The organism is Archaeoglobus neptunius (assembly GCF_016757965.1).
GTDB classification, from domain to species: domain Archaea; phylum Halobacteriota; class Archaeoglobi; order Archaeoglobales; family Archaeoglobaceae; genus Archaeoglobus; species Archaeoglobus neptunius.
This window is the reverse complement of the sequence record NZ_JAEKIW010000006.1, coordinates 74699-91775: the sequence shown is the minus strand read 5'-3', so window position 1 is coordinate 91775 and position 17077 is coordinate 74699. Positions and strand designations below refer to the sequence as shown.

The window sequence follows — 17077 nt, the reverse complement described above, 5'->3', positions numbered from 1 at the left end:
TCTATCTACTTCCAGGTTCGGCCTTCCAGTATTCCATTTATCTTATCAGTTGTACTCCTCATAACCCTTTTTAACTTTACCCTGTACCCGCCATCCTCTCTGCTCACATCAGCCTTAAAGTCAATGCCAAGGAATCTCAGGTGCATTTTGAAAAGCTCGATAACCTCCTGGCTGGAGAATATCAGATCGCTCTCTTCATATATCGATTCACCCTGACTGCATCTCTTTATGCTTTCAACCATGGGCTCTAAAATCGCTTTTCCTATTTTCAGGCATCGGGCATCGAACTCTTCCTTGTCATCTCCGAACTCAAAGCTCTGAAAAGCCTCTCTAACTATCCTCGCAAGCATAAAATCTCTTGAGTATTCACCAAAGAATCTGAAAGCATATCTGAGATCGGAGGCATTTGCGTAACTTGTCGTATACTTTAGCGGCTGAAGCTCCATTTTCACATCCTTGAAAACGATTCCCTCTCTTCCATTTTTATCGAGCTGGCCAACGACCTTTTTTATACTTTCAAAGTCATCCGGGGTCGAAAACTTGAGTATCTTGGCCAATTTTAGTTTGTATCTTTTTGCGATTTCAATCTTTTCTGAAATTTCAACGGGTTCATTTGTACTGGAGTGTCTCACGTCAAAAAGGAAAAAATCGAGTCCCTCAATGCCGTAAACCTCGTTTGGAACGTAGGGAGAAGCGATCCCAACAGCCTCGCAGCAGAGCATGTGATCCGGATAGTCGTCAAAAAAATCATGGGTGAAAGCTTCTCTTGCCTTCTCGGTTGTATATGGACAGAACAACCCACGTCTGGTAATAGCGTAGATGTTCTCGCCAATTCTAACAATTCTGACGTTGTATCCGTTCATTTTCTCTTCCAGCGCAATTTTTCTGCTGCCAAAGTGCCTTTTGAGGGCAGGATTGATCGTCAGAATGCGCTTTATTTTCGGAAATCCCCTGAAAACTCTCAACCCATCCTGTGCCTTTACAATAACTGTGCCGTCTTCATAGTGTCCGAATTTTTTATCAAGCCTGAAAGCTTCGACAATGTCCGAAAAAAAGGGATGCTTTATGAAAGCTTTTCTGAGGATGTTCCTTTCTTCGAGTCTTGCGGCTGCAGAAGAGGATAGGTTGAGAGCCTTTGCGATAAAATTCATGATTTTGTATATAGGAACTTGATTAAATCTCTCTCTGTTATGATTCCTTCCAGCTTTCCTGACTCGACTATGAGAGCGGCGCCATATCCCTTATCAATCATCGCTCTAACGAGCTGTGAAATACTTGTATCCTTTGGAAAGGTCAGAATATCCTTGTAAACGAGTATATCGTCATTGGTGAGGATTGTTGAAATTGGCTTTTCTATTGCCTCCTTTATATTTCCACTCGTGAGCATTCTGAAAGCCTCTCCAGTACCGAAGTATCTGAGAATTTCCCTTACAGTTATCAGCCCAACGAGAATGCCGTCATCTATAATTGGCAGTCTTCTGAGCTTCTTTTCTATCATGGTCCTCATCGCCTTCTCTATGGACTCTCTGGGTTTGAGAGTTACAACGCTGTTCGTCATATATTCCGATGCAATTCCATCCAGATCTCCATTGCGACCAAGATAGTTCAGCACGTCTCTTTCCGTAATAATCCCTACGACTTTTTCGTCTTCATTTATGATGGGACATCCACCAACCTTTTTCTCAAACATAATTTCGACCGCATCCTCAAATGATGCGGTGTAGTCTACTGTAACAACCTTTGATTCCATAATCTTTTCAACCTCGCTGTTAACAGCGGCGGCAAGATTACCGCCATACTTTCCGCTTACAATTCCAAATTTACTTCCCCCTCCAAACAAGTTCACAAAGTCTGTTGCGGATATGATCCCCTCGAGTCTTTTCGTGCCCGCATCTGCAATGGGAATCCTCCTGAAGTTCTCCCTAATCATGGTTTTCAGCGCATTCATTATGGTTGAGGTCGGAGGGAGAGTGAAAACTTCTTTTGTGGCAATATCCATTACACTTCCAGGTTTTTTGTTTTTCAAAACGGATCACCCCTATTTCTCGGCATCGGCACAATCTTCACACAACCTGAGCCCGTTGTAGCTGTAGAGTTTATCGGTGTACTTCCCGCATTTATCGCAGATACCACCAGTATCCTCTTCTTCTTCGATAACAGGACCTTCAACGACCTGGGAAGAGTAGCCTATTGCGTCCTGGGTTATGAGGGAGGCGAACTCACCAAGATCCAGAGAGACGCTGAGTATGTCGTTGTCTGTTATTATCCCGATAAGTTCGCCGGAGTTATTTACAACAGGCAGTCTCCTTATACCTCTTTTCATCATAATTCTGGCCGCTTCTCTAAGACTTGTATTCGGATTGATTGTGATTACCGGCTGTGACATAACCTCCTCTACAATAACTTCGCTCGGTACTTTATTTCTCGCAACTATTTTTGAAATGAGATCTTTTTCTGTCACAATTCCAACAGGAAGTCCATTATCGAGAACAACAGCGCTGCCAACACCGTATTCTACGAGTTTTTTGGCCAGATTATGAACGCTATCCGTCATTTTGACGGTACAGACAACTGTTGTCATCACTTCTTTTACTGGAATGTCTGACTGCATTGTGCCCACCTCAAACACAACTTCTTCGAGTGTTTTAAAAGCTTTTTTGATATTGTCTGCAATTTCAGAACTGAATGTCACGGCTTAACTTTTTAAATCAGAGATAGTAAACATGTTTGTGGATCTGAATGAAATTGTTGTGGAGTTTGTGGAGCTTTTAATGATTGCTGTTGTCGTTGCAGTGGCTGTAAAGTTTACAAAATTTCCCTACACAATTGCTCTTGTAGTTGCTGGTTTCTTTGTAGGCATTTCTGGATTACTTCCGGAGATTCCACTTACAAGAGAACTGGTTTTTACTGTTATTCTTCCACCCCTCCTTTTTGAGGCCGCCTTAAATATGGACCTCCATGAGTTGAGGGAGAACCTTAAGCCAGTTTCAACCATGGCCTTTTTTGGAGTTGTGGTATCAACCCTGGTAGTCGGTTACGCCTTACATTACTTCTGCGGATTCCCTCTTGAACTTGCTCTTCTTCTCGGTGCGATAGTGTCTCCTACAGATCCTGTTTCGGTTTTGGCCACATTTAAGTCGATTTCAGCTCCAAAAAGGCTGTCTGCGATAATAGAGGGTGAGAGTGTACTGAATGACGGTGCAGCGGTTGTGGTTTTTGCCATAATGTATGAAATGCTTAAGAGCGGAAGCTTCAACCTTTTTTCGGGTGTTGTTGACTTCATTCTGGTTTGTGCGGGGGGTGTGATTGTTGGTGCTGTTCTCGGATATCTCGCATACAGAATTCTTTCCGGAATAGACGACCACATGGTTGAGATAGCTATCACAATAGTACTTGCCTATTCGAGTTTTCTTGTGGCGGAAAATTTCCATGTTTCTGGAGTGATAGCTGCCGTCTCTGCAGGTCTTATTGTTGGAAATTACGGAAGGATTTTTTCCATGTCTCCTTCCACCAGGATAGTTTTGATGGATTTTTGGAGTGTTGTTGTTTTTCTCGTGAATTCGGTTGTATTCATTCTGATAGGTATCAACACTCACTTAAACATTTTTTATTCCTGGAAAGCGATTCTGGTTGCCATACTTGCCGTTCTGCTTGCAAGGGCGGCCGTTGTTTATCCGGTGATGACGTGGCTCAGGTTTCCCAGCCTGTGGAAGCATACCGTTTTTTGGGGTGGATTAAGAGGCGTCATTCCGGTTGCGCTGGCCCTCAGCTTTGGAAATGTCCAGGTTTCCACCATAACTTTTGGCGTCGTCATTTTTTCGCTTACTGTGCAGGGTCTGACTCTTGAAATTTTCGTCAGAAAGAGATTCAGGGATGTGAAGAAAACAGAGCTTGAGAGGGCAATTGCGAGGTACATAGCTGCAAAAAGTGCGAGATATGAGCTGAAAAGGGCGGTTGAGGAGGGCAAGGTTGTTGAACCTGTGGCTGAGAGACTTATGGGGGATCTTGACAGAGAGATTGCAGGAGCAAGGGCGGAACTTCAGGAGACGCTAAAACTGGAAAGCGGCTCAGATATTGTTAAAAGGGCGAGAAAATACGTTCTGAATGCGAAAAAGAGTGCGTTGAGGGAGGCCAGCTCAAGGGGCGTCGTATCGCCTGATGTGGTGGATGAGGTTCTTAGGGAAATTGATGAAGAGATTGCAGGACTTGACGAGAGTTAGAGTGTAATTCTATTTTATATTGCATTCCACAAAGTGGTAAATTTTAAATTTAGTTAAGAGAAAAGAAAATCATGAACTTTGAGTTTGATGAGGAACACAGAATTCTTCGAGATGCCGTAAGGGAGTTTGCGGAAAAAGAAATCAGGCCTTACGGAAAGGAATATGATGAGAAGGGGGAATATCCGTGGGATATTTTCAGGAAAGCTGCCAAACTGGGCTACGTTGGAGCGGACATCCCTGAGGAGTACGGTGGTTCGGAGATGGACTATTTGGGCTGCGCTATAATCGCTGAGGAATTCACAAGGGCAGACAGCAGCATAGGTTCGGCAGTTCTTACCGCTTCTCTCGGCTGTCCGATGGTGAGGTACTTCGGAACGGAAGAACAGAAAGAGAATTACCTGCCACTCGTTGTTAAAGGCAAGACTCCATCAGCGATTGCAATCACGGAGCCTGATGCTGGAAGCGATGTTCAGGCCATAAAAACGAGGGCGGAAAGAGTGGAAGGCGGCTGGAAGCTAAATGGGACAAAGACGTTCATCACCAATGGAAGCATCTCGGACTGGGTTGTTGTTCTGGCCAAAACAGACATGAGCGCAGGCTACAGAGGAATATCTGCGTTTCTTGTTGAAACGGACCGGGACGGTTATGAGGCCAGAAGAATAAAGAAAATGGGACTGAACTGCCACGATACTGCTGAGATATACCTGAAAGACCTTTTCGTTCCTGAAAACAACCTTATAGGGAATGAGAATTTTGGTTTCTACCAGCTAATGAGGTTCTTTAATGAGAGCAGAGTTTTTGTGGGTGCGGTACAGCTCGGAATGGCTGTTGGAGCGTACGAAAGGGCACTGGAATATGCCAAACAGCGAAAAGCGTTCGGAAAACCTCTGATCGAGCATCAGGCAATTCAGTTCAAGCTTGCAGACATGTGGAAGGACATAGAGGCTGCAAGACTTCTCGTATACAGAGCTGCATGGATGATAGATAGTGGTAAGGCCGATCCTGCTTTTAGTTCTGCAGCGAAGCTCTTTGCAAGTGAGACCGCTGTAAGAGTGACCTACGAAGCTTTGCAGATATTCGGTGGCTACGGCTACAGCAAGGAGTACGACATAGAAAGGTACTACAGGGATGCCAGAGTGGGGACTATATACGAAGGAACAAGCGAGATTCAGAGGCTTATTATCGCAAGAATGCTTTCGGGAAAACTTCGGTTTTGATGAAGAAAAAAGCTTTTATTTATATTTAACCAAAAAACCGCATGGAAAAGTTCATTGAGAGTATTGCCAATTTTATCGATGAAGATGATGTGAAGATACTGAAGGCCCTTAGCAGCGATCCTATAGTTATGCATTCCGTTAAAAGAATCTTTGAAAATCCTGATAAGGTTGGTAAGTACCTCATTCTACTTCGTGACGCTCCTGCTGCCGTGTATATCGTGGCGAAGGTTGCCGAAAGACTGTCCAGATATCTTGATGGTGAGGATGAGGCCAAATGCTTTGCAATCTTTCTGACAGCCCTCAGAGAGTTGAGGGGATGTAATGAAAGAAAACTTCTCCAGAACATGTTTTTATTGCTAAAGGAAGCAATTGAAAGGCGCCTGGTCGAGGGAAAGTATGAGGATGCGGCAAAGCTTGTTATGGAGTTTCAGGACTTCGGATTCAGGGGATACATCAGGAAGGTGCTTTTCTTTGCCCTGGAAGTTTCGGAAGACGGGGATTACAGAAGGGCGATTAGAATTCTAGACCTGTTACCCGGAATAGATGCTGTTGTTGATGCAAAGAGCAGCGTCCTTCTTGAATGGGGCAGAGCACTGGCGATGAGCAATCCCGAGGCCGGTTTAAAGAAAATTGAAGAATCGTTAAGGTTGAAAGATACCGTTGAGGCAAGGCTTGCTATGGCTGAGATATATGAATCCATGGGCAACTATGAAAAGGCCTACTTCATCTATTCGACTTTGAGCGCTTCGTATCCTGGCATTGAGAGGAAAATTTCTAGAATGCTGATGGAGTGGGGAGAGGAAACAGGAGATGTGGATAAACTAAGGGAAGCATACAACCTTGCAATGAATGACAGACTGCTGGCGGAGGAGATAGAGCGGAGAATTAAGAAGATGGAAAGTCAGAGACTTTCCGGATCGTAGCCGAGAACCACAACCCACCACCATCTTGCCATATCAACCAGATCCTTGCTGAATGCTCCTGAAAGATGGTACTCACCATTGCGTATCGATATCATTCCTGCACCGATGAGTTTGTTTCTCATTGAATAGAAAGAGGAGCGGACCATTCCAAGCTCCTCCATAACTTCCTCCCATTCCTCGACTTTCAGGGGCTTTCCGCTTTTCTGTCTTTCCTCAACCAGCGTGAGAAATTTAACAGCCTTTAAAGCTACCTCTTCCTTTCTGAAAATCCGCCGCATAAGCTCAAGCATCGGCATCTTTGACTGGGAAATTCTTGCGTTGGAGGCGGATCTTACAATGATGGATGTTGCAGATTTTGGCGCATCCTTGACTTTCACAGCTTTATTTTTGGATTAAGAAAAATATAAGTTTTTAGCCTGTTTGACTCTCAGTACTGGGTTGTCAATCAATCTCTACAAAAACCTTATTAATTTTTACAATTATTTTTTAATATGCTCAGATACAAAATTGGTTTTCCAAGCCTTTATTACCCGAAAATTTCTCTTGCGGACAGGATAGACAGCGCAGCAAATAGGTATGGTGAGAAAATTGCCATAATTTCTGCAGAGCCGAAGTTTCCGTCGGAGTTCCCCGAGAAAATGAGCTTTGTTGAAATTGCGGAGACTACGAAAAGGCTTGCAGGAGGATTCTCAAGGAGAGGTGTTAAAAAAGGTGAACATGTGGCGGTCTGCATACCCAATTCCATTGATTACATTATGACCGTTTACGCCCTGTGGAGAACTGCAGCCACACCCGTTCCGGTAAATCCAATGTACAAGCCTTTCGAGCTTGAACACATACTCAACGACAGTGAGGCCACGACACTTGTTGTGCACAAAATGCTTTACGAGAACTTCAGGCAGGTAATTGATAAGACGAGAATTGAAAGGATTTTTGTCGTTGGTGGTGAGGAAAACAACCTTTCGGAGCTGATGGATGAGGGCAGCGATGATTTTGAGAATGTAAAGGTAAATCCTGAGGAGGATGTAGCGCTCCTGCCATACACTGGGGGAACCACAGGATTTCCGAAGGGAGTAATGCTAACTCACTTCAATCTGACGGCCAACGCTCTGCAGCTCGCAGTTGCGGCAGGCTTATCGCACATGGACACAATTGTTGGCTGCATGCCCATGTTCCATTCTGCTGAGTTCGGACTCGTCAATCTGATGGTGACTGTAGGAAATGAATACGTCGTAATGGGAATGTTCAATCCTGAGCTCATGGCGGAGAACATCGAAAAGTACAGGGGGACGTTTTCCTGGGCGGTTCCACCGGCTCTTAACGTGCTTGTCAATACTATCGAAAACAGCAACAGAACATATGACTGGAGCTATCTGAAGACATTTGCAACCGGAGCATGGCCTGTAGCACCGGCACTGGTGGAGAGGCTTCTAAAGGTTGCTGCGGAGAAGTGCAACAATCCGAGGCTCAAACACAATCAAATATGGGGAATGACAGAAGCCAGTCCGATGACGACAACAAATCCTGCTCTCAGGCTGGACAAAAGCACAACTCAGGGCATCCCGCTTTCGGATGTTGAGCTGAAAATAATATCTCTTGAGGACGGAAGGGAACTTGGTGTTGGGGAGAGTGGTGAAATAGTGATAAGAGGACCAAATGTGTTTAGAGGGTACTGGAAAAGGGAGAAGGAGAATGAAGAATGCTGGTGGTACGATGCTAATGGGAAAAAGTTCTTCAGGACAGGGGATATCGGTTTTATCGATGATGAGGGTTTTCTGCACTTTCAGGACAGGGTGAAGGAAGTTATAAAGTACAAGGGGTACACAATCGCTCCATTCGAGCTTGAGGCTTTGCTGATGAAACATGAGGCAGTAATGGATGTTGCTGTGATAGGCAAGCCAGATGAAGAGGCGGGAGAGATACCAAAGGCTTTTATCGTTCTTAAACCGGAGTACAGGGGAAAGATTGACGAACAGTCCATCATAGAGTGGGTAAGGGAGAGAATATCGGGATACAAAAGGGTAAGAGAAGTGGAGTTTGTTGATGAGCTGCCCAGAACAGCCTCAGGAAAGCTGTTAAGGAGGATTTTAAGGGAAAAGGAGATGAAGAGTTAGCTTTTTACAACAATTAAAAGTGTGGCCAGAACCCTCAAGATGCTCAGAACTGCTATAGACCAGAACATCAGTTGGATCCAGAATTTTCCGAAATATGCCAGAAGGCAGAAAATCATTATTAGAAAAATCCTTTCATCCCTTTTTCCTGGCAAGTACCTCATTTTTTTAATTTTTCTGTATATACTCTCCCCATACTCTGCCTTGTACTTCTCGGTGGAGTAACTTACCATAATACTTCCAAATATGGCAAACAGTCCTATCTGCAGATTTTCGGGATATAGGATTGCCAATATTGCCAGAAACAGGAAGTCGACGAATCTGTCGAGGATCGAGTCGGCGTAACCACCTTTTTTCGACGTCCTCATTGAGGCTCTGGCGATTTCACCGTCACATCCATCGAGAACTGAAGAGAACTGGTACATGAATCCTGCTAACGGGACGTTGAAGAACAGGAATAGAGAGGAGATTATGCCTGTCAGAAAGGATATCACCGTCATATGGGAGGGATTAAGCCTGTTGACGACCATTGCGGATATCTCTGTTGATATCTTCCGGTTTAGGTGTCTGGAAATGAAACCATCCCCTTCACCCTTAACGGCAGTTTTGATCAGCAGCCTGTTTGCCTTTCTCACGTCCTCTTTGGTATCCACATCCATCCACAGCCTTCCATCAACGTACGAAACGGGCAATCTTGCCCTCTTCACAACTTCACTGAGCGGAATTTCATTCAACTCCTTCAGTTCATCCGCAACGTTGAATATGCTTGTGTCTAGGATGAAGAACCCCGTGTCAACGCAATCAAACGTCTCCAGTTCTTTTCCTATGTCCTCAATCCTGCCACCATCAACCTTAACTTTTGTTGCCTCTTTGATCTCAACGAATCTCGGGCTTCTGTCAGCGATCAGTCCCCTTCCTTTTACTGCCTCCTCTATAAACTCTCTGCTGTAAATATGATCTCCCATCACGAGAATGAAGTCACGATCCACGAAATCCTTTGAAATTAAAAGCGAATAGCCGTTCCCCCTCTCCGGGCTCTCGTTTTTTACGATGGTGTATTTGAATCCCTTATCTCTGAGAAATTCATTAATTCTCTCTGCGTATACGCTTGATACGATTACGAACTCTGAAACGTATGGTGAAAGGAGTTTCATCGTTCTCAGTAGTATTTCCTGCCCGCCAACCTTGACCAGTGGCTTTGGAACTCCACCAAGCCTTGTGCCCAATCCAGCGGCAAGTATGACCGCCTTCATCGCCAGTTCATTAACTGCAAAGATTTTTAAGAATTCCTTCACATGATTTTTTATGGGTGCTGATATTGGCGACCTCTTCGAAAGGGAGGAAGTTGAACTCGAGCATTTTTCAGGCAGAAAAATTGCTATTGATGCGTTCAACACACTCTACCAGTTTATATCCATCATCAGACAACCGGACGGAACCCCCCTTAAGGATTCACAGGGTAGAATTACATCCCACCTTTCTGGAATACTGTACAGGGTATCAAACATGGTGGATGTTGGTATCAGACCTGTTTTCGTTTTTGATGGTGAGCCGCCTGAGTTCAAAAAAGCAGAGATTGAGGAGAGAAAGAGAAGAAGAGAGGAAGCCGAGGAAAAGTGGATGGCAGCCGTTCAGGCAGGAGAGAAAGATGCAAGGAAATATGCTCAGGCGGCAGGCAGGGTGGATGAGTACATCATAGGTTCTTCCAAAGAGCTTCTCGGTTACATGGGCATACCGTTTGTTGATGCACCCTCTGAGGGTGAGGCTCAGGCAGCGTACATGGCTGCAAAGGGCGATGTTCATTTTACTGGCAGTCAGGACTACGACTCACTTCTTTTTGGAAGTCCAAAGCTGGCGAGAAATCTGGCGATTACTGGCAAAAGAAAGCTTCCGGGCAAGAACGTTTACATCGACGTAAAGCCAGAAATCATATCGCTAACCGAGAATCTGAAAAGACTGGGGATAACAAGGGAACAGCTCGTTGACATAGCCATCCTTGTCGGCACTGATTACAATGAGGGGGTCAGGGGTGTGGGGGTTAAAAAGGCTCTTAACTATATCAAAACCTACGGCGATGTATTCAAGGCTTTGAAAGCTCTGAAAGTTGAAATAGAGTTTGTTGAAGATATCAGAGATTTTTTCCTGAATCCACCAGTTACCGATGACTACAGGATTGAGTTCCACGAGCCAGATTTTGAAAAGGCAGTGGAATTTCTATGCGAGGAACACGACTTCAGCAGAGAAAGAGTTGAAAAAGCTCTGGAAAAGATGAAAGGTCTGAAATCTACCCAGGAGACATTGGAAAGGTGGTTCTGAGATGCATGAGAGAAAGATTGACTATTCACTTGTGATAGTTACGGTCTCGACATCGAGATACAGGAAGTACGGTCGGCTGGAGGGACTGGAAAACATTCCCGAAGATGACGGATCGGGAAAGCTGATCTATGAAACCTTCGGCGATAAGGCTGTGGATTACTGCCTGATCCCTGATGATATTGTGGAAATAAGAAAAACCGTTCTGAGTGCGATTAGCAGGGCAGACGTCTGCATTTTGACAGGTGGAACTGGTTTGAATCCGTCGGACGTTACAATTGAGGCTGTTGAACCTCTTTTCACGAAAAAAATTGATGGATTTGGGGAGATTTTCAGGATGCTGAGCTTCAACGAGGTTGGTCTGGCTGCAATACTCTCAAGAGCCACAGCGGGTCTGATAGCGGACAGAGTTGTTTTTTGTCTTCCCGGCTCTAAAAAAGCTGTCAGACTGGGACTGAACATGATAAAGAACAGTCTGGATCACATATTAAGCCATGCTAGGGGTCTCAGCTAACGTCTCTACGGCTTTTCGAAGAAAATGCCCTTCTTTTTCATCAGTCTCCTTGTCCCGCAGAAGGGGCAGTAAAGATTCGGAATGTGCAGCGGACCCGAATATCCAGTAGTTCTCCTCACATTCAAATCAAATTCCGAACCACATCTCGCACAGTAGATGTTCTCCAGTTTCGTCATGCAGTTTGCTCTTTCCAAGGTGATTTATCCTTTTCCATCAACCCCTCAGCACCAGATATATTCCGGCTATTACTGCGAATGATCCCGCAAGTGTTCTGAGCGTGAGAACTTCGCCCAGAAGGATGTAGCCCGCTATCAGAGAAACCAGAGGTATTGCAAGAAGGAAGATTGAAGCTTTAGAAGCCTCTTCTTTTGAAAGGAAGTAGTACCAGCCCAGATAGCCGAAGTATGTGGGGAAGAGACCGAGGAAAATTATTGAGAGGATCAACTCCGACTTAAATGAATTAGCTATCTCAAATATGGAGGATGGGACGAAAAGGAGGAGTGGGATGGAGCCCAGAACCATTGCATTGCTGGTGAGGGTTATTGCATCGTACTTTTCCATTAGCTTTTTTCCGAGGGTTGTGTAAATCGACGCTGCAACAGCACTGATGAGAACGAGAAGTATCCCAATGATGTTTGCGTATGATGGTTCGGAAATCAACGCCACACCTGAAAAAGCCAGGACTGTCCCGCCGATTTTCCATAGGTTGATTCTTTCATTAAGAAACTTCCACGAAAGGAAAAGGACAAAGATGGGGGCGAGAGCTATGATCAAACTCGCAACTCCTGATGAAATGTACACCTCACCCACATTCAGGCAGACATGGTAGATCGTCACACCGAAAAGTCCGAGAACGAAAACGAGAGGCACATCTTTGAGTTCTATTCTTCTTCCGTTCAGTATTGATATGGCGAACAGAACATCTGCGATTGCAAATCTCAAAACCGCAACGTCTACGGGGCTGATAAAATATACCGCATACTTTATCGCCGTAAATGCAAGTCCCCAGAACACAATTGTTAATGAGAGGACAGCCCATTTTATCATGTTCCGGTTATCTCAGTTGGATTAATCTGTTTTACTGTAGCAAATTTTTGCCTGAAATCAAAAAATTGGAATTACTGGGAGGGGATATTCCCAACAACGTTATCAACAAAGAAGTTCATGGACAGCAGCTCATCGTCAGTCATGACTTCTCCATCAGCTTTAACGAGCTTGCCCTGCTGGTCGTAGATTGGGCCCACAAAGGGGTACTGATCTGGAACTTTGTGGTTCAGGTACTTCGCCTTCTCTTCCTCCACCATTTTTCTGACGTTTTCCGGAACGGCATCGTTAAACGGGGCAAGTCCCACAACGCCCTTGTCTATTCCCCACCATATCTGTTCGCTTTTCCACTTGCCCTGCATGACCTGCTCAATCACGTATGAGTATATTATGCTCCAGTTCCATACGGCAGCAGTTAGGTGAGCGTGCGGGGCGAATTTGGACATGTCGCTGTGGTAACCGATGGAGTAAACTCCGTTCTCCTCCGCAGCCTCCTGCGGTGCTGGGGAGTCCTGATGCTGGGCGATGACATCACATCCCTCGCTTATAAGGCTCAGTGCAGCCTCCTTTTCCTTCGCAGGGTCGTACCAGGTGCCGGTCCACACAACATATACCTTGGCATTGGGGTTAACCTTCTTGACACCGAGTGCAAAGGCGTTGATTCCTCTGATTACCTCCGGTATGGGATGGGCTGCAACATAACCAATCTTGTTGGTCTTGGTCATGGCTCCGGCAACAATGCCAGTGAGATAACGGGCCTGATACATTCTGCCGAAGTATGTACCCACGTTTTTGGCTGTCTTGTATCCGCTGCAGTGCATGAATACTACGTTGGGGTAGTCCTTTGCCACTGCAATCGTCGCATCCATGTACCCGAATGACGTTGTGAAGATGACGTTGTATCCCTCATCTGCAAACTCCCTGATCACTCTCTCAGCATCGGTCTCTGGAACATTTTCGGCGTAGGCAGTTTTGATTCCGAACTTCTTTTCTATAAACTTCCTTCCCTGATCGTGTGCATAGGTCCACCCGGCATCTCCTATTGGACTTACGTAAACGAAGGCGGCCTTGATCTCCTTTTTCTCTGCTGTGGTAGTTGGTACTGCCGTAGTCGTTGTCTGCGGTTTTTCTGCCTGTTGTGCACATCCAGCAAAAAATCCTGCTACAAGAATAGCCATTATCACCAGTACCCATTTCAACTTCATACTTTCAGAGGTCTGAAATTAGAGATAAATTTTACTGTTTGCTTCCTCTTATGTACGGTATTCCAAGAGATGCAGGCGCTCCAAAGGCCCCCCTTTTCCTTGCCACGCTAAAGAGCAGTACTGCTATCGTTACGACGTATGGGATCATCTTCAGCAGGTGGTAGGACAGACCAAAGCCCACTGCCTGAAGCTTGAAGGACAGTACATCCAGTCCACCGAAAAGATAAGCCCCGAATATTGCCCTCTGAGGCATCCACCCGCTGAATATGACAAGGGCCAGACAGATCCACCCTCTCCCGGCAGTCATCCCTTCGGTCCAGAGCTTGGCGTAGGCGAGACTGAGGTACGCTCCTGCAATACCTGTAAGGAATCCACCAGCAAGCGTGGAGAAGAATCTGACTCTGTCTACGTTTATGCCAAGTGTGTCTGCAGCCTCCGGATTCTCGCCCGATGCTATTATTTCGAGACCGTATCTGGTTCTGAAGAGGAAGAACCAGGAGAGAAAAGTCAGGAGAATTGCGAGATAGGCGAGAGGGTCGTGGCTGAAAAAGGCCTCACCGACAAAGGGCAGGGTGGAGAGATAGGGAATCCTGACAGGTTCAATGTAGGTGGCAACCTGACCTATGAAGTTTCTGCCAAAGAACCCCGTAATTCCCAGACCAAGCAGAACGAGCATCAAACCCGTAACGGACTGATCAGCTTTCAACGTTACGGCAAAGAAGGCGTGAATGGCTGCCATCATCATACCCGCAATACCTGCAAACAGAACTCCCAGCCATGGATTTCCGGTTATGAGGCTCACAGCAAAACCGGTGAAGGCCCCAACGATCATGACTCCCTCGAGACCCAGATTGAGGACACCACTTCTTTCTGTTATAGTTTCACCTATCGTTGCATAGAGCAATGGTGTTCCTGCTCTTATCGAAGATGCAATCAGGGATGCAATAAAGCTGCTGCCAGCTATTAGAGGCTCCATCATACATCCCTCCTTCTGGCCAGTGAGTCTCCACCAATGATGAAGAGAACTATGAGTGCCTGAAAGACGTAAACTATCGAAACCGGGATTGAGTAGGTCGTCTGCAGGGCGGAGCCACCGACATACAGAAATCCAAACAGCGATGCAGATAGCATTACAAGCAGAGGATTGCCTCCTGCAAGCAGGGCAACGGGAATTCCTGCATATCCGTATCCAGTGGATATTCCGGGTCTCAGCCTGAGATGTATCCCGCTAACCTCAATCATTCCGGCTATTCCGGCAATTGCTCCGCCAAGCATCATGGCGTAGAGTATTGTTCTTTGTCTGCTTATCCCAGCGTAATCTGCAGCTTTTGGGTTCGCTCCGACTACTTTGATGGCAAAACCGAAATCCGTTTTTGTGATGATATAGTAGATCACAATCGCGATGAGGATGGCGATGAACACTCCCAGATGAAAGCGGGTTCCAAAAAACCTTGGAAGGAGAGCAGAGTCAACAAACAGGTCCGAATAGGGGAAGTTGTATACTTCCTTACCTCTCAGCGGTCCATAAACTAAATACTCAACCCAGTAAATTGCAACGTAGTTGAGCAGGAGTGTGGATATGATCTCATTTAGGTCAAACCTCGCTTTGAGAAAGCCCGGTATGGCAGCCCAAGCAGCACCCATGATGGCGGAGGCCAGAAACATGGTTGGCAGCATTAAAGGAGCTGGGACCTGAAGCTTAAGCGCCACAATGCTGGCGGCAAAGGCTCCCATGTAAAGCTGCCCCTCCGCTCCTATGTTCCATAATCCGGCTCTGAGTGGTATTGCAACTGCAAGGCCGGTTAGAATTATGGGAGTGGTCTTCACGCAGAGTTCTGCCAGGCCAAACTTTGACCCGAATGATTTCATCACCATTACGCTGTAGGCCTGGATGGGATTTATGCCGATTAGGGCCAGCATGATGCCTACAAGAACAAGCGAGGCTGTTATCGACACCACTGGGCTGAGGTACTTCAGTTTCATGCAGCAACCTCCCCGGTCTCTGCTCCTCCAGCCATCAGATATCCCACGGTTTCATATCTTGCCTCATTTCTCGAAAATATCTTCTTTATCTCACCCTCATACATTACGGCTATTCTATCGCTCAGCTGGAATATTTCGTCAAGATCCTCGGAAATTAAAAGGATTGCGCAGCCATTTCTGGCACTTTCAATAAGTCTGGTTCTTACGTACTCAATCCCGGCTATATCCAGACCTCTTGTGGGCTGAGACGCAATTATTACCTTCGGTTTTCTGGAGAACTCTCTGGCCAAGATTAGCCTCTGAATATTTCCACCAGAAAGCGTGCTTGCAGGCACGTGCACCGAAGGGGTTTTCACGGAGAATTCTTCAATCAGCCTCTCAGCCACCCTTTCCATTTCATCAAAATTCAGAGAGAAACCTCGGCGGTACTTTTTGAAGTCCTTCAGCATTAAATTTTCCATTACCGTGAGTGAGGGGGCTAGGCCAACACCAATCCTGTCCTCAGGTATGTATGCGATTTGAGATCTGTCGGACGAGCTGGTTATTTCTCTATTGTAAAGAAAAATACTTCCTCTGTGCACTTTCCTGATACCCGCTATTGCCTCTTCAAGCTCCCTCTGACCGTTGCCAGAAACACCAGCAATGCCCAAAATTTCGCCCTCTCTGATTGTGAAACTCACACCTCTGACGGCGAAAAGTCCACGATCGTCCCTTACCCACAGATTCTGAACTTTGAGAACCACATCGCCAATCTCAACAGATGGCTTTTCCACTTTCATAACGACCTCTCTGCCAACCATCATTTTTGCCAGCTCTCTTTCATTGGTTTTTGCGGTTTCAACCGTTCCTACGTTTTTGCCTTTTCTGAGTACAGTTATCCGATCGGTTATGGTTAACGCCTCTTTAAGCTTGTGTGTGATGAATATGACAGTTAAACCTTCTTCAGTCATGGATCTCAAAGCCGAAAACAGACTCTGGACTTCGGGCGGGGTTAAAACCGCTGTGGGCTCGTCGAGGATGAGGAGTTTAACGTCTCTGAACAGGGCTTTCAGAATCTCAACCCTCTGCTCTTCCCCCACACTGAGGTCCATTATCCTCTCATAGAGCGGAATGCTGATACCGTATTTTCCCGACAACCTTTCAACCCTTCTCTCCACCCACTTCTCGTCGATTAGAGGGTCAGAAGGAGTTTTATAGCCCAGAATCAGGTTGTGGAGGACAGTCATCCTGGGGACGAGCATGAAATGCTGGTGCACCATCCCAATTCCAGCAGAGATTGCGTCTCTGGGACTCCTGAACTCCACTCGGCGACCTTCAAAAATCATCTCCCCTTCATCCGGCCGATAAAGTCCAAAAAGGATATTCATCAGCGTGGTCTTGCCCGCCCCATTTTCACCCAAAAGACCGTGTATCTCTCCTTTTTTCACTCTGAGGTTCACATGATCATTGGCTGTGACATCTCCGAATCTTTTTACTATGTTCTTCATTTCAAGCAGTGTTTCCAACTGCTACCACCTCAGTTGAACAGTCTTAAACCCAGCCCGACC

At 45.9% G+C, this 17077-nt stretch carries 17 protein-coding genes; 6 read left to right on the top strand and 11 right to left on the bottom strand.

All coding sequences use genetic code 11. The features are described 5' to 3' along the window. Window positions 1-5: 5 nt before the first annotated feature. Genes JFQ59_RS05815 through JFQ59_RS05805 form a run of 3 tightly spaced genes read right to left on the bottom strand, consistent with a single transcriptional unit; the run spans window position 6 to window position 2611 of the window. The gene (locus JFQ59_RS05815; RefSeq protein WP_202319473.1) at window positions 6-1151 is read right to left on the bottom strand and encodes an RNA ligase; all 1146 of its coding nucleotides are present in this window, start codon (window positions 1149-1151) and stop codon (window positions 6-8) included. Then, complete coding sequence (locus JFQ59_RS05810; RefSeq protein ID WP_230972329.1) at window positions 1148-2026, bottom strand: CBS domain-containing protein; 879 nt, start codon at window positions 2024-2026, stop codon at window positions 1148-1150. The genes JFQ59_RS05815 and JFQ59_RS05810 overlap by 4 nt, the downstream gene beginning before the upstream one ends. A gap of 12 nt (window positions 2027-2038) precedes the next feature. After that, the gene (locus JFQ59_RS05805) at window positions 2039-2611 is read right to left on the bottom strand and encodes a CBS domain-containing protein (RefSeq protein WP_202319472.1); all 573 of its coding nucleotides are present in this window, start codon (window positions 2609-2611) and stop codon (window positions 2039-2041) included. 112 nt (window positions 2612-2723) lie between these two features. On the opposite strand from JFQ59_RS05805, the gene JFQ59_RS05800 reads away from it, so the two are divergent. The 3 genes from JFQ59_RS05800 (at window position 2724) to JFQ59_RS05790 (ending at window position 6360) form a co-directional block, all read left to right on the top strand. After that, on the top strand, window positions 2724-4220 hold the full coding sequence (locus tag JFQ59_RS05800) for a Na+/H+ antiporter (protein WP_202319471.1): 1497 nt from the start codon (window positions 2724-2726) through the stop codon (window positions 4218-4220). A gap of 71 nt (window positions 4221-4291) precedes the next feature. Next, window positions 4292-5437 carry an acyl-CoA dehydrogenase family protein gene (locus tag JFQ59_RS05795; protein ID WP_202319470.1) on the top strand — a complete coding sequence of 382 codons (1146 nt, stop codon included), beginning with the start codon at window positions 4292-4294 and terminating at the stop codon, window positions 5435-5437. Window positions 5438-5478: 41 nt separating this feature from the next. Next, entirely contained in the window at window positions 5479-6360 is an 882-nt protein-coding gene (locus JFQ59_RS05790) for a tetratricopeptide repeat protein (protein WP_202319469.1), read from the top strand. Here JFQ59_RS05790 and JFQ59_RS05785 read toward each other — a convergent pair. Continuing rightward, window positions 6339-6737, bottom strand: a complete 399-nt coding sequence (locus JFQ59_RS05785; protein ID WP_202319468.1) for a hypothetical protein — start codon at window positions 6735-6737, stop codon at window positions 6339-6341. The genes JFQ59_RS05790 and JFQ59_RS05785 overlap by 22 nt on opposite strands. A 114-nt stretch (window positions 6738-6851) precedes the next feature. Here JFQ59_RS05785 and JFQ59_RS05780 point away from each other — a divergent pair, with 114 nt between their 5' ends. After that, the gene (locus JFQ59_RS05780; RefSeq protein ID WP_202319467.1) at window positions 6852-8474 is read left to right on the top strand and encodes an AMP-binding protein; all 1623 of its coding nucleotides are present in this window, start codon (window positions 6852-6854) and stop codon (window positions 8472-8474) included. On the opposite strand, the gene JFQ59_RS05775 is transcribed toward JFQ59_RS05780, so the two are convergent. Continuing rightward, on the bottom strand, window positions 8471-9724 hold the full coding sequence (locus JFQ59_RS05775; RefSeq protein ID WP_202319466.1) for a bifunctional L-myo-inositol-1-phosphate cytidylyltransferase/CDP-L-myo-inositol myo-inositolphosphotransferase: 1254 nt from the start codon (window positions 9722-9724) through the stop codon (window positions 8471-8473). The genes JFQ59_RS05780 and JFQ59_RS05775 overlap by 4 nt on opposite strands. Window positions 9725-9776: 52 nt before the next feature. Between JFQ59_RS05775 and fen the strand changes: the two genes are divergently transcribed. Together fen and JFQ59_RS05765 are read left to right on the top strand one after the other, a co-directional pair. Then, window positions 9777-10787 carry a flap endonuclease-1 gene (gene fen / locus JFQ59_RS05770; protein WP_202319465.1) on the top strand — a complete coding sequence of 337 codons (1011 nt, stop codon included), beginning with the start codon at window positions 9777-9779 and terminating at the stop codon, window positions 10785-10787. A 1-nt stretch (window position 10788) separates the two neighbouring features. Further along, window positions 10789-11298, top strand: coding sequence for a MogA/MoaB family molybdenum cofactor biosynthesis protein (locus JFQ59_RS05765; protein ID WP_202319464.1), 510 nt, complete (start codon window positions 10789-10791; stop codon window positions 11296-11298). Between the two features lie 5 nt (window positions 11299-11303). Here JFQ59_RS05765 and JFQ59_RS05760 read toward each other — a convergent pair whose 3' ends face one another. The 6 genes from JFQ59_RS05760 to JFQ59_RS05735 form a co-directional block, all read right to left on the bottom strand. After that, window positions 11304-11474, bottom strand: a complete 171-nt coding sequence (locus tag JFQ59_RS05760; protein WP_202319463.1) for a hypothetical protein — start codon at window positions 11472-11474, stop codon at window positions 11304-11306. A 37-nt stretch (window positions 11475-11511) separates the two neighbouring features. Then, window positions 11512-12345: a DMT family transporter gene (locus JFQ59_RS05755; protein WP_202319462.1), complete on the bottom strand. Its 834-nt coding sequence runs from the start codon at window positions 12343-12345 to the stop codon at window positions 11512-11514. A 71-nt stretch (window positions 12346-12416) separates the two neighbouring features. Next, complete coding sequence (locus JFQ59_RS05750; RefSeq protein ID WP_230972328.1) at window positions 12417-13547, bottom strand: BMP family ABC transporter substrate-binding protein; 1131 nt, start codon at window positions 13545-13547, stop codon at window positions 12417-12419. A 31-nt stretch (window positions 13548-13578) separates the two neighbouring features. Next, the gene (locus JFQ59_RS05745) at window positions 13579-14526 is read right to left on the bottom strand and encodes an ABC transporter permease (RefSeq protein ID WP_202319461.1); all 948 of its coding nucleotides are present in this window, start codon (window positions 14524-14526) and stop codon (window positions 13579-13581) included. Further along, entirely contained in the window at window positions 14523-15530 is a 1008-nt protein-coding gene (locus JFQ59_RS05740) for an ABC transporter permease (protein WP_202319460.1), read from the bottom strand. Before JFQ59_RS05740 ends, JFQ59_RS05745 begins: the two co-directional genes overlap by 4 nt. Then, window positions 15527-17035 carry an ABC transporter ATP-binding protein gene (locus tag JFQ59_RS05735; protein WP_230972327.1) on the bottom strand — a complete coding sequence of 503 codons (1509 nt, stop codon included), beginning with the start codon at window positions 17033-17035 and terminating at the stop codon, window positions 15527-15529. Before JFQ59_RS05735 ends, JFQ59_RS05740 begins: the two co-directional genes overlap by 4 nt. Between the last annotated feature and the right edge of the window lie 42 nt (window positions 17036-17077).

Coding starts and splice junctions, on each gene's coding strand:
- JFQ59_RS05815 (WP_202319473.1), bottom strand. CDS start 1,151: ATGAATTTTATCGCAAAGGCTCTCAACCTATCCTCTTCTGCAGCCGCA.
- JFQ59_RS05805 (WP_202319472.1), bottom strand. CDS start 2,611: ATGCAGTCAGACATTCCAGTAAAAGAAGTGATGACAACAGTTGTCTGT.
- JFQ59_RS05800 (WP_202319471.1), top strand. CDS start 2,724: ATGTTTGTGGATCTGAATGAAATTGTTGTGGAGTTTGTGGAGCTTTTA.
- JFQ59_RS05795 (WP_202319470.1), top strand. CDS start 4,292: ATGAACTTTGAGTTTGATGAGGAACACAGAATTCTTCGAGATGCCGTA.
- JFQ59_RS05790 (WP_202319469.1), top strand. CDS start 5,479: ATGGAAAAGTTCATTGAGAGTATTGCCAATTTTATCGATGAAGATGAT.
- JFQ59_RS05780 (WP_202319467.1), top strand. CDS start 6,852: ATGCTCAGATACAAAATTGGTTTTCCAAGCCTTTATTACCCGAAAATT.
- JFQ59_RS05775 (WP_202319466.1), bottom strand. CDS start 9,724: ATGAAGGCGGTCATACTTGCCGCTGGATTGGGCACAAGGCTTGGTGGA.
- fen (WP_202319465.1), top strand. CDS start 9,777: ATGGGTGCTGATATTGGCGACCTCTTCGAAAGGGAGGAAGTTGAACTC.
- JFQ59_RS05765 (WP_202319464.1), top strand. CDS start 10,789: ATGCATGAGAGAAAGATTGACTATTCACTTGTGATAGTTACGGTCTCG.
- JFQ59_RS05760 (WP_202319463.1), bottom strand. CDS start 11,474: ATGACGAAACTGGAGAACATCTACTGTGCGAGATGTGGTTCGGAATTT.
- JFQ59_RS05755 (WP_202319462.1), bottom strand. CDS start 12,345: ATGATAAAATGGGCTGTCCTCTCATTAACAATTGTGTTCTGGGGACTT.
- JFQ59_RS05750 (WP_230972328.1), bottom strand. CDS start 13,547: ATGAAGTTGAAATGGGTACTGGTGATAATGGCTATTCTTGTAGCAGGA.
- JFQ59_RS05745 (WP_202319461.1), bottom strand. CDS start 14,526: ATGATGGAGCCTCTAATAGCTGGCAGCAGCTTTATTGCATCCCTGATT.
- JFQ59_RS05740 (WP_202319460.1), bottom strand. CDS start 15,530: ATGAAACTGAAGTACCTCAGCCCAGTGGTGTCGATAACAGCCTCGCTT.